This window comes from Mycobacterium sp., assembly GCF_039583805.1.
In the GTDB taxonomy this organism is placed as follows: domain Bacteria; phylum Actinomycetota; class Actinomycetes; order Mycobacteriales; family Mycobacteriaceae; genus Mycobacterium.
Genome location: NZ_JAVKSH010000093.1, coordinates 2,112 through 15,366, shown reverse-complemented (window position 1 = coordinate 15,366; position 13,255 = coordinate 2,112). Strand labels below are relative to the sequence as shown.

Here is a 13,255-nt window from a genome sequence, read left to right as displayed (position 1 = left end):
GACCGCCAGCTCGGCACCGGCCACGCGGCGCTGTGCGGCCTGGCGGCGCTGCCCGACGACTACCGGGGCGTCGTCGTGGTCACCTCCGGCGACACCCCGCTGCTCGACGCCGACACGCTGGCCGACCTGATCGCCGCGCACAGCGCGCACCGGGCCGCGGTCACCGTCCTGACCACGACGTTGCGTGATCCCGCCGGCTACGGCCGCATCCTGCGCGGCCCGGACCACCAGGTGACCGCGATCGTGGAGCAGGCCGACGCGACGCCCGCGCAGCGCGAGATCCGCGAAGTCAACTCCGGGGTGTACGCGTTCGACGTCGCCGCGCTGCGCTCGGCGCTGAGCCGGCTCTCCGCCGACAACGCCCAACGCGAGCTGTACCTCACCGACGTGGTCGCCATCGCCGGCCGGGACGGCCACGCCGTGGCGGCCCGGCACGTCGATGACGCCGCGCTGGTGGCCGGCGTCAACAACCGGGTCCAGCTGGGGCAGCTGGGCGCCGAACTCAACCGCCGCATCGTGGCCGTCCACCAGCTGGCCGGCGTCACCGTCGTCGACCCGGCCACCACCTGGATCGACGTCGACGTCAGCATCGGCCGCGACACCGTCATCGCGCCCGGAACCCAGCTACTGGGCGGCACCCGCATCGGCTGCCGCTGCGCGATCGGCCCGGACACCACCCTGACCGACGTCCGCGTCGGCGACGGCGCGTCGGTGGTGCGCACGCACGGCACGTCGTCGTCCATCGGCGACGGCGCCACCGTCGGTCCGTTCGCCTACCTGCGTCCCGGCACCGAGCTGGGCGCCGAGGGCAAGCTGGGCGCGTTCGTCGAGACCAAGAACGCCAGCATCGGCGACGGCACCAAGGTGCCGCACCTGACCTACGTCGGCGACGCCGACATCGGCGAGCACAGCAACATCGGCGCGTCGAGCGTCTTCGTCAACTTCGACGGCGAGTCCAAGCAGCGCACCCGGATCGGCTCGCACGTGCGCACCGGCTCCGACACCATGTTCGTCGCCCCGGTGACCGTCGGGGACGGCGCCTACACCGGGGCCGGCACCGTGGTCCGCGACGACGTGCCGCCGGGGGCGCTGGCGGTGTCGGCCGGCCCGCAGCGCAACATCGACGGCTGGGTGCAGCGCAAGCGGCCCGGCAGCGCCGCCGCGCAGGCCGCGGAGAAGGCACAATCGGAGACCGATCAGAAGCAGTGACGCCATCTCCTAGTATTTAGGTGTTTCGGCCACCATCTCGATCCGAACCGCGAGGGCAGCTAATGGGCCACGACTGGACCGACAATCGCAAGAACCTGATGCTGTTCTCCGGTCGCGCGCATCCCGAGCTGGCCGAGCAGGTGGCCAAGGAGCTCGACGTCCACGTCACCGCGCAGACCGCCCGCGACTTCGCCAACGGCGAGATCTTCGTGCGGTTCAACGAGTCGGTGCGCGGCTGCGACGCGTTCGTGCTGCAGTCCCACCCGGCGCCGGTCAACCAATGGCTGATGGAGCAGCTGATCATGATCGACGCGCTCAAGCGGGGCAGCGCCAAGCGGATCACCGCGGTCGTGCCGTTCTACCCCTACGCCCGCCAGGACAAAAAACACCGCGGCCGCGAGCCGATCTCGGCGCGGCTGGTCGCCGACCTGCTCAAGACCGCCGGCGCGGACCGGATCGTGACCGTCGACCTGCACACCGACCAGATTCAGGGCTTCTTCGACGGCCCGGTCGATCACATGCGCGCGCAGAACCTGCTGACCGGCTACATCAAGGACAACTATCCGAGCGGCGACATGGTGGTGGTCTCCCCCGACTCCGGCCGGGTGCGCATCGCCGAGAAGTGGGCCGACGCGCTGGGCGGGGTCCCGCTGGCCTTCATCCACAAGACCCGCGACCCGCGGGTGCCCAACCAGGTGGTGTCCAACCGGGTCGTCGGAGAGGTGGCGGGGCGCACCTGCGTGCTGATCGACGACATGATCGACACCGGCGGCACCATCGCCGGCGCGGTCACGCTGCTGCGCGACGACGGCGCCGCTGACGTAGTCATCGCGGCCAGCCACGGTGTGCTCTCCGACCCGGCCTCGCAGCGGCTGGCCGACTGCGGCGCCCGCGAGGTGATCGTCACCAACACGCTGCCGATCGGCGAGGAGAAGCGCTTCGGTGCGCTCACGGTGCTCTCGATCGCGCCGCTGCTGGCCAGCACGATCCGTGCGGTGTTCGAAAACGGTTCGGTCACCGGGCTTTTCGACGGGGACGCCTAGATGTCGGGCACCGTCGTCGACGACGACGCACACTGCTCGACGCCGGATCGCGTCTCGACGCCGGAGCGCGACGAGCCGGCCGCGGTGGTCCTCGACACGGTGCGCCAAATCCGGTGATACGCCGATCTTTGGCGGTGGCGCTGGTGCTGCTGACCGGCGGCTGCACGGCGGACGCCCCTGACTACCAAGCGATCTGGTCGACGAACTCGTCGTCAGCACCGCCGACGACCACTGCCGAGCCGGTTCCGTTTTCGCAATATCTGGAAAACTCCGGCGTCGGCGCGACGCAGGTGGCGCCCGACAAGCTGACCGGCCTGACGGTGTCGATGCCGACACCGCCGGGGTGGGCCAGGCGCACCGGCGCGAACATCCCGCCGGCGACCGAAGTGATCTCCAAGGACAGCCCCTACCCCAACGCGATGCTGACGGTTTTCACGCTGAGCGGGGACTTCGATCCGGCCGAAGTGGTCAAGCACAGCAACGTCGATGCGGCACAGTCGCAGAACTTCGCACAGCTGGACGCGTCGGCCGCCGACTTCCACGGCTTTCCGTCGTCGATGATTCAGTACAGCTACGACTTCGACGGCAAGCGACTGCACACCTTCAGACGGACCGTCATCGCCACCGGATCACCGCCGCAGCGTCAGCGCTACCTCGTTCAGTTCGTCGTCACCAGCCTGGCCGACCAGGCAGTTCCGGAATCGGCCGGCATCGAGTCGATCATCAACGGATTCACCGTCGCCGCCGGGTAGAACCCGGCGGCCACTAGGGTTGTCTGCTGTGACCCAGTGGACCGCCGCCGACCTGCCCTCGTTCGCCGGACGCAGCGTCGTCGTCACCGGCGCCAACAGCGGCCTCGGGGCGGTGACCGCGCGCGAACTGGCGAGGGTCGGGGCGCAGGTTGTCCTGGCCGTGCGCAACACCGGCAAGGGCGAGGCCGCGGCGCTGCACATGCCCGGAGACGTCGAGGTGCGCCGCCTCGACCTGCAGGACCTGGCCTCGGTGCGGCAGTTCGCCGAGGGGGTGGACACCGTCGACGTGCTGGTCAACAACGCCGGGATCATGGCGACCCCGTATGCGCTGACCGCCGACGGTTTCGAGAGCCAGATCGGCACCAACCATCTCGGTCACTTCGCGCTGACCAACCTGCTGCTGCCCAAGCTCACCGACCGTGTGGTCACCGTCTCGTCGATAGTCCACCTGGCGGGCTACATCAGCCTCAAAGATCTCAACTGGACGGCCCGGCCCTACTCGGCGTGGCTGGCCTACGGCCAGTCCAAGCTGGCCAACCTGCTGTTCACCAGCGAACTGCAACGACGTCTGAGCGCGGCCGGGTCGCCGCTGCGGGCGCTGGCCGCCCATCCCGGTTACTCCAGCACCAACCTGCAAGGGCACTCCGCCAGCCGGATCGGCAACACGCTGATGCGGGCCGCGAACCGGATCGCGGCCACCGACGCCGACTTCGGCGCCCGCCAGACGCTCTACGCCGCGTCGCAGGATGTGCCGGGCGACACGTTCGTCGGCCCGCGGTTCGTGATGCTCGGCCGCACGCAGCCGGTCCGCCGCAGCCCACTGGCCACCCGCGCCGCCACCGCCGCCGCGCTGTGGGAAATCTCCGAACGGCTCACCGGCGTCAAATTTCCGCTCTGAGGCGCCGATGCGCTAACCTTTGCGGGCGTCACGGCGAGGGTGGCTGCAGGCAGCCACCGTGATCGGCGGGGACCCCTGGGGTTGTCGCGATGTCCGGCCGTGCCATCGACACAGGAGCGACATCATGGCCAAATCTGCGGGGGCCAAATCTGCGGGCCCGACAACCAGCCAGCTGAGCGTCTCGGTGCGGACGAAGACCGGCAAGGGCGCGTCCCGCCGGGCGCGGCGCGACGGCAAGATTCCCGCCGTCCTCTACGGTCACGGCGCCGACCCGCAGCACCTGGAGCTGCCCGGACACGACTTCGCCGCGGTGCTGCGCCACGCCGGCGCCAACGCTGTGCTGGCCCTCGACATCGACGGCACGCAGCAGCTGGCGCTGACCAAGGCGATCGCCATCCACCCGATCCGCCGCACCATCGAGCACGCCGACCTGTTGGTGGTGCGCCGCGGCGAGCGGGTCGTCGTCGAGGTGTCCGTCGACGTCGAGGGGGAGGCCGCGTACGGGACGCTGGTCACCCAGGAGACCAGCACCATCGAGATCGAGGCCGAGGCGCTCTCGATCCCCGAGCAGCTGACCGTCTCGATCGAAGGCGCCGAGCCGGGCACCCAGTTCACCGCCGGGCGGATCGCGCTGCCGGCCGGCCTCACCCTGGTGTCCGATCCGGAGCTGCTGGTGGTCAACGTGGTGAACGCGCCGACCGCCGCGGACCTCGAGGCCGAAGGCGGCGGCGAGGCCGCCGAAGCCGAGGAAGCTCCGGCACAGGCCGCCGACGCCGAGGCGGCCGAGACCGACTCCGAGTAACGGATGGCCGAGCCCCTGCTGGTCGTCGGCCTGGGCAACCCGGGATCCGGCTATGCCCAGACCCGGCACAACCTGGGGTTCATGGTCGCCGACCTGCTGGCCGCACGGCTGGGGTCGACCTTCACCGGGCACAAGCGCTCCGGCGCCCAGACCGCCACCGGCCGGCTCGGTGGGCGCGCGGTGGTGGTGGCGAAGCCGCGCAGCTTCATGAACGAGTCCGGCCACCAGATCGGACCGCTGGCCAGGTTCTACTCCGTGCCGCCCGCCGACGTCGTCGTCATCCACGACGACCTCGACCTCGACTTCGGCCGGATCCGGCTCAAGGTGGGCGGCGGCGAGGGCGGCCACAACGGGCTCCGCTCGATTGCGGCGGCGTTGGGCACCAAGGACTTTGCGCGCGTGCGCATCGGCATCGGGCGCCCGCCCGGGCGCAAGGATCCGGCGGCGTTCGTGCTGGAGAAGTTCACCGCCGCCGAACGCGCCGACGTGCCGACGATCTGCGAGCAGGCCGCCGACGCCACCGAGCTGCTCGTCGAGCTTGGTGTGGAGCCCGCGCAGAACGTGGTGCACGCCTGGTGAGTGCTCCGCGGTGGAGGTGGAAACGTCGCCGAGTGTGCGGTTTCATTCGCGACGCGCCGCGCTGGCGTATGAAACCGCGCAGTCGGCGGACAGCTCTGTCCGGCGCGAGCGCCGGCTAGGGCTTTCGCGGGTGCTCCGCGGCAGATCTAGGTGACCAGGGTGACCGAGGTGGCCCGGCGCAGCTTGCCCGACGGGGTCTTCGGGATGGTCCCCGGGCCGAGCACCACGACGTTGCGCGGCCGCACGTCGACCTCGGCGACGACCTCGTGGGCGACCTGGTGCTCGATGCGGCGCACTTCGGCGGGATCCTCGAAGTCGTTGGACTCCACCGCGACGGCGAACGTCTCGCGGGAGTGCCCGGCATCCAGGCGCACCGCCACCGCGCAACCGGGACGCACACCCTCGACACGGCAGGCGGCCCGCTCGATGTCGGTCGGGTAGACGTTGCGGCCCGCCATGATGATCACGTCCTTGACCCGGCCGCACACCACGATGTGGCCGTTCTCCATCTGGTAACCGAGGTCGCCGGTGTCGTACCAGCCATGCTCGTCCTGCGCCGAGATGAAACCGCCCATGGTGAGGTAGCCGGGGGTCACCGGATCGCCGCGCAGCTCGATCACCCCGACGCCGCGGGCGGGCAGCACCGTGCCGTCATCGGCGACGATACGGGCCTCGATGTCGCGCAGCAGCGGCCCGAGCGAGGCCAGCCGACGGGTGTTGCCCTTGGTGGCGGGAACGGCGCGGCGCAGGGCGGCCAGCAGGTCGGCGTCCACCTCGTCGACGACCAGCCCGGCGTCGCATTCCGAGAACGACACCGCCAGCGTGGTCTCGGCCATCCCGTAGGCGGGCAGGATCGCCTCGGGCCGCAGCCCGAACGGCCTGCCCGCGTCGATCAGGTCCTCGACGTCGGCCGGCTCCACCGGTTCGGCGCCCGACAGCGCGAACCGCAGCGTGGACAAGTCGAACTGGCCGGGCTTGGCCTGCTTGCGCAGCCGCTTGGCGAACAGCGCGTAGGCGAAGTTCGGGGCGGCGGTCATGGTGCCCCGGTACTTGTCGATCAGCTTGGCCCACAGCAGCGTGTCACGCAGAAAGTCCAGCGGGGTGACCTTGACCAGCTCGGCGCCGAAGAACATCGGCACCGTCAAGAAGCCGATCATGCCCATGTCGTGGAAGCACGGCAGCCAGCTGACCATGACGTCGCGCTCGACGTCGTAGCGGGCGCCGATGAACATCGCCTCGGCGTTGGAGTAGATGTTGCGGTGGGTGATCTGGACGGCTTTCGGAGATCCCGTCGAGCCGCTCGTCAACTGCATGAGCGCCAGATCGTCCTCGGCGGTGTCGACGGGGTCGATCGGGTCGGACGCCAGCAGCTGCTCGACGGTCACCACCGTGACGCCCTTGTCCTCCAGCACCGGGGCGGCCGCCAGGAAGGGATCGGAGACGACGACGGCCTTGGCCGCGATCATGTCGATGACGGTGGTGGTGTCCTCGGCCCACATCGCCAGGTCGGTGCGCGGGGTGGGCTGGTGCAGCATGGTCAGGCTGGCGCCGCGCATCCACAGTCCCTGCGCCGTCGGCGCGATTTCCACCGGCGCGCCGGCCAGCACGCCGACCGCGTCGCCGTGGCCCACCCCGGCCGCGGCCAGGCCGCCCGCCACCCGGCGTGCGCGCTCGTGCACCTCACCCCAGGTGTGCCGAACCGGGGGGCCGGGCTCGCCGGTGACCATGCCCTTCGTCGACTCTCGGGCGTTGCGGAACATCTTCTCGGTGAACCTGCTCACGACAACCTCCTCGGTTCCTGCGCAACCGCCCAGGGTTCCATGTTGCGCCCGCTGTCGACCGCGACGGTGGCGACGCGCGCGGCGTTCGCAGATCGCCCGCCGGAGTACTCGGCGGGCGGTGCAATGGTGCGCATGTCCTGACTGGTCTTCGTCACCGCCTAGTATCTTAAACTCCTCTTAAAGATGCGCCAAACGTCGCGGTCAAAACGCCGTCGAACCGTCACCCGCCGGTGACCGGGGCCGGCACCACCCGGGCGCCCTGGGCCGGGCCGCTGACGACGCGCACCGTCCGGCAGACCCCTGCTCCCGCCAGCTGGGCTCCGGCGTCGACGGCCGCGGGCGCCGACGCACACAAGAATGCGCACGTCGGTCCCGAGCCCGACACCAGGCCGGCCAGGGCGCCGGCCTGCACGCCGGCCCGCAACACCGCGCGCAGGGCAGGGTCCATGCTCACGGCCGCCGCCTGCAGCTCGTTGCCCAACAGCGGCGCCAGCCGCTCGGCGTCGCCGGCGGCCAGCGCCGCCAGCACCGGCCCGGGCCCGTCGAGGCGCGGCGGGGATCCGCGGCCTCGAAGCCGGTCCAGCTCAGCGAACACCGCCGGGGTGGACAGCCCGCCCTCGGCGAACGCCAACACCCAGTGGAAGGTGTTGCGGACCAGCACCGTGGCCAGCTCCTCGCCGCGGCCGGTGCCCAACGCGGTGCCGCCGTGCAGCGCGAACGGCACGTCGCTGCCCAGCTTCGCGGCCAGCACGTTCAGGTCGCGTCGCGGCACGCCGAGCTCCCACAGCGCGTTGATCGCAACCAGCACGGCGGCGGCGTCGGCACTGCCGCCGGCCATGCCGCCGGCCAACGGGATGGCCTTGTCGATCATGATCGAGACGTCCGGCGCCCGCCCCACGTGCTCGGCCATCAGCTCGGCAGCCTGCCACGCCAGGTTGCGCCGGTCGGCGGGCAAGCAGTCCGCACCCTCGCCAAGCAGCTCGAGCGAGAGCACGTCGGCGTTGCGGACGGTGACCTCGTCGAACAACGAGACCGCGTGAAACACCGTCGTCAGCTCGTGATAGCCGTCGTCGCGACGGTCACCGGCGGCCAGGTAGAGGTTGATCTTGCCCGGCACCCGGACGGTCACCGACCCGGTGGGCACCCACTGAACAGCGGTGTTTCCGTCCCGAGGCACCGCACGAGACTAACGCTGCGGGCGTGGAACCGGTACTTGCCCGGCGACGACGCGGGCGGGCCGGCGCGATGCGGACCGGCTGCCGGCGTCGACGTCGCCGGAGCGCTGCAACAACCGCACGAACTCGTCGATCCTCAGCGTCTCGCCGCGGCGCGCTGGGTCGATGCTGGCGGCCAGCAACCGATTGGCCGATTCGTTGCCCGAGCCCGCCCACTGCGCGAAGGCATTGCGAGATGTCTTGCGGCGCTGGGCGAATGCCATGTCCACCAGTTCGAACACCTGCCGGCGGAAAGCCTCGTCGGTCGGCCACGGCGGGGTTTCGTGGCGCTCGATGCGCACCAGCCCGGAGTAGACCCGCGGAATCGGCCAGAACACCGTCGGCGACACCGTGCCGTGCCGGCGGACCCGGCCGAAGTAGCGGACCTTCACGCTGGGCACGCCGTAGTCCTTCCCGCCCGGCTCGGCGGCCAGCCGCTCGGCGACCTCGGCCTGCACCATCACCATCACCGTGCGAAGGGACGGGAATTCCGCCAGCAGATGCAGCAGCGCCGGAACCGCCACGTTGTAGGGCAGGTTGGCCACCACCGCCGTCGGCTCGTCGTCCAGGTCGGCCGGGTGGACCGACATGATGTCCCGGTTGAGCACCGTCAGCCGCGCGATCTCGCGCTGCGAGTGCTCGGCGACGGTATGCGGCAGCCAGCCGGCCAGCACCGGGTCGACCTCGACGGCGGTGACGGTGACGCCGCGGTCGAGCAGCGCGAGCGTGAGCGAACCGAGCCCGGGTCCTACTTCCAGGACGTGGTCGGGCCGCTTCACCCCGGAGGCAGACACCACTCGTCGAACCGTGTTGGTGTCGTGGACGAAGTTCTGCCCCAGCGATTTTCGTGGCCGGAAGTCGAGTTCCTTGGCCAGGCGCCTGATGTCGGCACGTCCCAGCGGCCGGATGGTCAGCGCGTGCCCACTCTTCCGCTGCACACCGGCCAGGCGCCCCAGCCCTGACGCTGCCGGGTCACCTCGGCGACGGCGATCTGCTCTTCACGGGTGGCCAGATCGGCGCGCGGCGCGTAGCGCAGGCCGCCGCTTCGCTCCCAGGTGCCCTGGTCGAACTGCACCCCGCCGTAGTACCCGTTGCCGGTGCTGATCGCCCAGTTTCCGCCGGCTTCACATCGCGAGATGGCGTCCCAGACGGACCCGTTGGGCACCGGCGGCACCTCGGTGCCCGGCTTGGCCCCGACCCGCACCACGGCCTCGCGGGCCGGGGTGACGACCGTGTTGGCGACCGGCAGCCGGCCGGTTTCGACGCCGTTCACCGTGGCCACCGCGAACGTCACGTCTTGGACGCCCGGGGTGCCGGGGTCTTCGACGACCTGTCGGCTGACGTTCATCTCCGGGTCCTCGATGCGACGCGCGACCGGGGCCAGCGGCACCCGCTCGGTCACCTGCTCGATGCGGTTGCGGATCACCTGGATGTGCATCCCGTCGGCCACCGGCGCCGACGCGGCCGGCGTCACCTGGTCGCTGGGTTGCAGCGGCGCACCGGCGGCGGCCAGCAGGCCCGCGACGGTGGGCGCGGCCAGATGCACGGTGCGCACGGTGCCGCCGTCGTCGAGCTCCACGGTCCTGGCGCTGACGACCGGCAACGCCATCCCGGCCAACGGGACACGGCTGCCCCGTGAGGCCGCGGCCGGAGCCGTGTCGGTCATCGAGAGCTGGGCCAGCGCCTCATCGACGGTGTACGCCGTCGTCCACGCCTGCGTGGCCTGCCGGCCGTCCAGCGAGATCTGCAGCGGCCGGCTGCGGCGCAGCACGATCGTGTCGGCGTTGTGCACCTGCGCGTCGGTGCCGGGGTACAGGTCGTCACGCTCGCCGACGTCGAAGCCGTTCTCCCGGACGATGTCGATCACCCGAGACTTCATCGTCGTCACCGCCATCCGGGTGCCGTCGACGTTCAGCGTGATCGTCTTGGCGGCGGCCACCGCGTAGCCGCCCGCGCACGCCAAAACCAGCAGCAGTGCGGCTGTGAGTAGGCGAAGGGGCAGTGACCGGGTCTGATGAAGTCTGTTCAGTACATTCGACACGCGCGTATCCCGACCTCAACGCAACTTTCGCAGCATCCTGGTTGACGAACCAAATTGGGCCCCAGCGCCCACCGTTCGATCACAAGACGGTAACGAAGCGGCCTAGAAAGAGCAACCGCGCGGCGACACTCTCACGACGCTCTTAAGCTTCGGCGGCCAACCGGTAAACCCGGCCGGCGTTGGCGGTCGTGACATGCGCCAGCTCGTCGGCGGGCCGGTCGACCAGCTCGGCCAACGCCCGCACGGTGTAGGGCAGGCAGTACGGCTCGTTCGGTGCGCCCCGGTAGGGGTGCGGGGTCAAAAACGGCGCGTCGGTCTCCACCAGCAGCTGCCCGTCGGGGACCATCACCGCGGCGTCGCGCAGCTCGCGGGCGTTGCGGAAGCTCACCGTGCCGGACAGGCTGACCAGCCACCCGGCGTCGATGCACGCCCGCGCCATCGCGGGACCCGAGGAGAAGCAGTGGAAGATCACCGTGTCCGGGGCGCCCTCGGCGCGCAGCACGTCGAGCACCTGCGCGTCGGCCTCGCGGTTGTGGATCATCAGCGGCTTGCCGGTCCGTTTGGCCAGCGCGATGTGCCAGGCGAAGGCGTCGCGCTGCGCAGCCGGCTGCGCGCAGCCGTCCAGCTTGCCGGGCCAGTACAGGTCCATGCCGGTCTCGCCGACCGCCACCACCCGCGGGTGGGCGGCCAGCTGCTCGATCTCGGCGCGGGCGGCGTCGGTCAGCGTGTGCGCGCGGGTGGGGTGCAGCGCCACCGCCGCGTAGACCCGGTGGTCCCAGTCGGCGGCGCGGGTCACCCAGCGCGCGGAGTCCAGGTCGTCGGCGACGGTGACCACCGCGGTGACGCCGACGGCCGCGGCGCGGTCGACGACGGCGCGCACCCCGCCGGCGTCGCGGGCGCCGCACGCGTCCAGGTGGGTGTGCGCGTCGACCAGCGGGCTCAGCGGCGCGGGAGCGGGCGGCGCTTGTCGTTCGGCGGGCCGGTTGGAACTCATCGCCACACCATAGGGTGGACTCTCGATGAGGCCCTACTACGTCACCACCGCGATCACCTACCCGAACGGCGAACCGCACATCGGGCACGTGTACGAGTACGTCGCCACCGACGCGATCGCCCGGTTCAAACGGCTCGACGGTTTCGACGTGCGCTACCTGACCGGCACCGACGAGCACGGGTTGAAGATGGTCGAGACGGCCGCGGCGGAGGGCATCCCGACCGCGGAGTTGGCCCACCGCAACTCCGACGTCTTCCAGCGGTTGCAGGAAAGGCTGAACATCTCCTTCGACCGGTTCATCCGCACCACCGACGCCGACCACCTGGCGGCGTCGGTGGCGATCTGGCAGCGGATGTCCGACGCCGGCGACATCTACCTCGACAGCTACTCCGGGTGGTATTCGGTGCGCGACGAGCGGTTCTTCGTCGAATCGGAGACGACGGTTCTCGACGACGGAACCCGGGTGGCGGGGGAGACCGGGGCGCCGGTGACCTGGACCGAGGAACAGACCTTCTTTTTCCGGCTCTCGGCGTACACCGACAGGCTGCTGGCCCACTACGAAGCCCACCCGGAGTTCATCGCGCCGCAGGTGCGCCGCAACGAAGTGGTCAGCTTCGTCTCCGGCGGCCTACGGGACCTGTCGATCTCGCGCACCTCGTTCGACTGGGGCGTGCCGGTGCCCGGGCATCCCGACCATGTCATGTACGTCTGGGTCGACGCGCTGACCAACTATCTGACCGGGGCCGGCTACCCCGACACCGGCTCGGAGTTGTTCCGCCGCTACTGGCCCGCGGATCTGCACATGATCGGCAAGGACATCATCCGGTTCCACGCGGTGTACTGGCCGGCGTTTTTGATGTCCGCCGGAATCGAGTTGCCGCGCACGGTTTTCGCGCACGGGTTCCTGCTCAACCGGGGTGAGAAGATGAGTAAGTCGGTGGGCAACGTGATCGACCCCGTCGCGCTCATCGAACGGTTCGGCGTCGACCAGGTGCGCTACTTCCTGCTGCGCGAGGTCCCGTTCGGCCAGGACGGCAGCTACAGCGACGAGGCGATGATCACCCGGATCAACACCGACCTGGCCAACGAGCTGGGTAACCTGGCGCAGCGGTCGCTGTCGATGGTGGCCAAGAACTTCGACGGTATCGTGGCGCAGCCGGGCGAATTCACCGCCGACGACGTGAGCTTGCTGGCGGCCGCCGACGGCCTGCTGGAGCGCGTGCGGGCCGAATTCGATTCGCAGGCAATGCATCTGGCGCTGGAAGCGATCTTCCTGATGCTCGGTGCGGCCAACCGGTATTTCTCCGCGCAGCAACCGTGGGTGCTGCGCAAAAGCGAATCTGGCGCGGATCAGGATCGGTTCGCCACGGTGCTCTATGTGACGTGCGAGGCGGTACGCATCGCGGCGCTGCTGCTTCAGCCGGTGCTGCCCGAGTCGGCGGGCACGCTGCTCGACCTGCTCGGTCAGCCGCCCGACCAGCGGACGTTTGCCGCCGCCGGGGTTCGGCTGGCCCCTGGCACGGCGTTGCCGGCGCCGAGCGCAGTATTTCCGCGCTACCAGGTTGACTGAGTTCGCGCCGCGAGAGTGCAACTGCCGACGCGTTGCCCGAGTGGACGCGTCGACAGTTGCACTCTCGCGGCGTACGAGCGGAGAAGCCGGGCCTTTTGCGTCTGCCCGCGCGACACATCAAGCTAGACCGGTGCGGATCGATCGGCTCGGCGATCTTGGCGGCGCGCCGGAGGTGCTGCGCGCCGTCGGCGACGCCACCGTTCGGCTGGGCCTGCCACCGCCCGCCGCGCTGACCGGGGAGTGGTTCGGCGCGTCGGCGGTGATCGCCCCCAGCGTGTCGATACGACCCGTCGAGGCCGCCGACGCGTTCGACGTCCGGCCCGGCTCTGGCGCCGCCGACGCGTTCGACGTCCGGCCCGGCTCTGGCGCCGC

13 protein-coding genes and 1 pseudogene are annotated in these 13,255 nt (G+C 70.5%); 8 read left to right on the top strand and 6 right to left on the bottom strand.

All coding sequences use genetic code 11. The features are described from left to right. The 6 genes from glmU to pth form a co-directional block, all read left to right on the top strand. On the top strand, nt 1–1,209 hold a 1,209-nt coding region (glmU, locus tag ABDW21_RS13035), incomplete at its 5' end, for a bifunctional UDP-N-acetylglucosamine diphosphorylase/glucosamine-1-phosphate N-acetyltransferase GlmU (RefSeq protein ID WP_343602022.1). Between the two features lie 62 nt (nt 1,210–1,271). Beyond that, nucleotides 1,272–2,252, top strand: coding sequence for a ribose-phosphate diphosphokinase (locus ABDW21_RS13030; protein WP_343602024.1), 981 nt, complete (start codon nt 1,272–1,274; stop codon nt 2,250–2,252). Between the two features lie 113 nt (nt 2,253–2,365). Continuing rightward, a complete protein-coding gene (locus ABDW21_RS13025) occupies nt 2,366–3,004 on the top strand; it encodes an LpqN/LpqT family lipoprotein (RefSeq protein WP_343602026.1) in 639 nt (212 codons plus the stop codon). A 28-nt stretch (nt 3,005–3,032) separates the two neighbouring features. After that, complete coding sequence (locus tag ABDW21_RS13020; RefSeq protein ID WP_343602028.1) at nt 3,033–3,902, top strand: oxidoreductase; 870 nt, start codon at nt 3,033–3,035, stop codon at nt 3,900–3,902. A 124-nt stretch (nt 3,903–4,026) separates the two neighbouring features. Continuing rightward, nucleotides 4,027–4,704 carry a 50S ribosomal protein L25/general stress protein Ctc gene (locus ABDW21_RS13015; protein ID WP_343710532.1) on the top strand — a complete coding sequence of 226 codons (678 nt, stop codon included), beginning with the start codon at nt 4,027–4,029 and terminating at the stop codon, nt 4,702–4,704. 3 nt (nt 4,705–4,707) lie between these two features. After that, the gene (gene pth / locus ABDW21_RS13010) at nt 4,708–5,283 is read left to right on the top strand and encodes an aminoacyl-tRNA hydrolase (RefSeq protein WP_343602031.1); all 576 of its coding nucleotides are present in this window, start codon (nt 4,708–4,710) and stop codon (nt 5,281–5,283) included. Nucleotides 5,284–5,429: 146 nt separating this feature from the next. On the opposite strand, the gene ABDW21_RS13005 is transcribed toward pth, so the two are convergent. From ABDW21_RS13005 to ABDW21_RS12980, 6 genes are all read right to left on the bottom strand, one after another. Further along, a complete protein-coding gene (locus ABDW21_RS13005; protein ID WP_343602032.1) occupies nt 5,430–7,064 on the bottom strand; it encodes a fatty acyl-AMP ligase in 1,635 nt (544 codons plus the stop codon). Then, entirely contained in the window at nt 7,061–7,219 is a 159-nt protein-coding gene (locus tag ABDW21_RS13000) for a hypothetical protein (RefSeq protein ID WP_343710531.1), read from the bottom strand. The genes ABDW21_RS13005 and ABDW21_RS13000 overlap by 4 nt, the downstream gene beginning before the upstream one ends. A 65-nt stretch (nt 7,220–7,284) precedes the next feature. Beyond that, complete coding sequence (locus ABDW21_RS12995; RefSeq protein WP_343602034.1) at nt 7,285–8,241, bottom strand: 4-(cytidine 5'-diphospho)-2-C-methyl-D-erythritol kinase; 957 nt, start codon at nt 8,239–8,241, stop codon at nt 7,285–7,287. Nucleotides 8,242–8,250: 9 nt separating this feature from the next. Continuing rightward, complete coding sequence (gene rsmA, locus ABDW21_RS12990; RefSeq protein WP_343602035.1) at nt 8,251–9,216, bottom strand: 16S rRNA (adenine(1518)-N(6)/adenine(1519)-N(6))-dimethyltransferase RsmA; 966 nt, start codon at nt 9,214–9,216, stop codon at nt 8,251–8,253. Continuing rightward, the gene (locus ABDW21_RS12985; RefSeq protein WP_343602036.1) at nt 9,189–10,319 is read right to left on the bottom strand and encodes a transglycosylase family protein; all 1,131 of its coding nucleotides are present in this window, start codon (nt 10,317–10,319) and stop codon (nt 9,189–9,191) included. Before ABDW21_RS12985 ends, rsmA begins: the two co-directional genes overlap by 28 nt. A 142-nt stretch (nt 10,320–10,461) precedes the next feature. Continuing rightward, complete coding sequence (locus ABDW21_RS12980; protein WP_343602037.1) at nt 10,462–11,319, bottom strand: TatD family hydrolase; 858 nt, start codon at nt 11,317–11,319, stop codon at nt 10,462–10,464. Nucleotides 11,320–11,338: 19 nt separating this feature from the next. On the opposite strand from ABDW21_RS12980, the gene metG reads away from it, so the two are divergent. Next, a complete protein-coding gene (gene metG, locus ABDW21_RS12975) occupies nt 11,339–12,883 on the top strand; it encodes a methionine--tRNA ligase (protein ID WP_343602038.1) in 1,545 nt (514 codons plus the stop codon). A 130-nt stretch (nt 12,884–13,013) separates the two neighbouring features. Continuing rightward, nucleotides 13,014–13,255: pseudogene (locus tag ABDW21_RS12970) on the top strand (hypothetical protein); the annotation flags it as partial.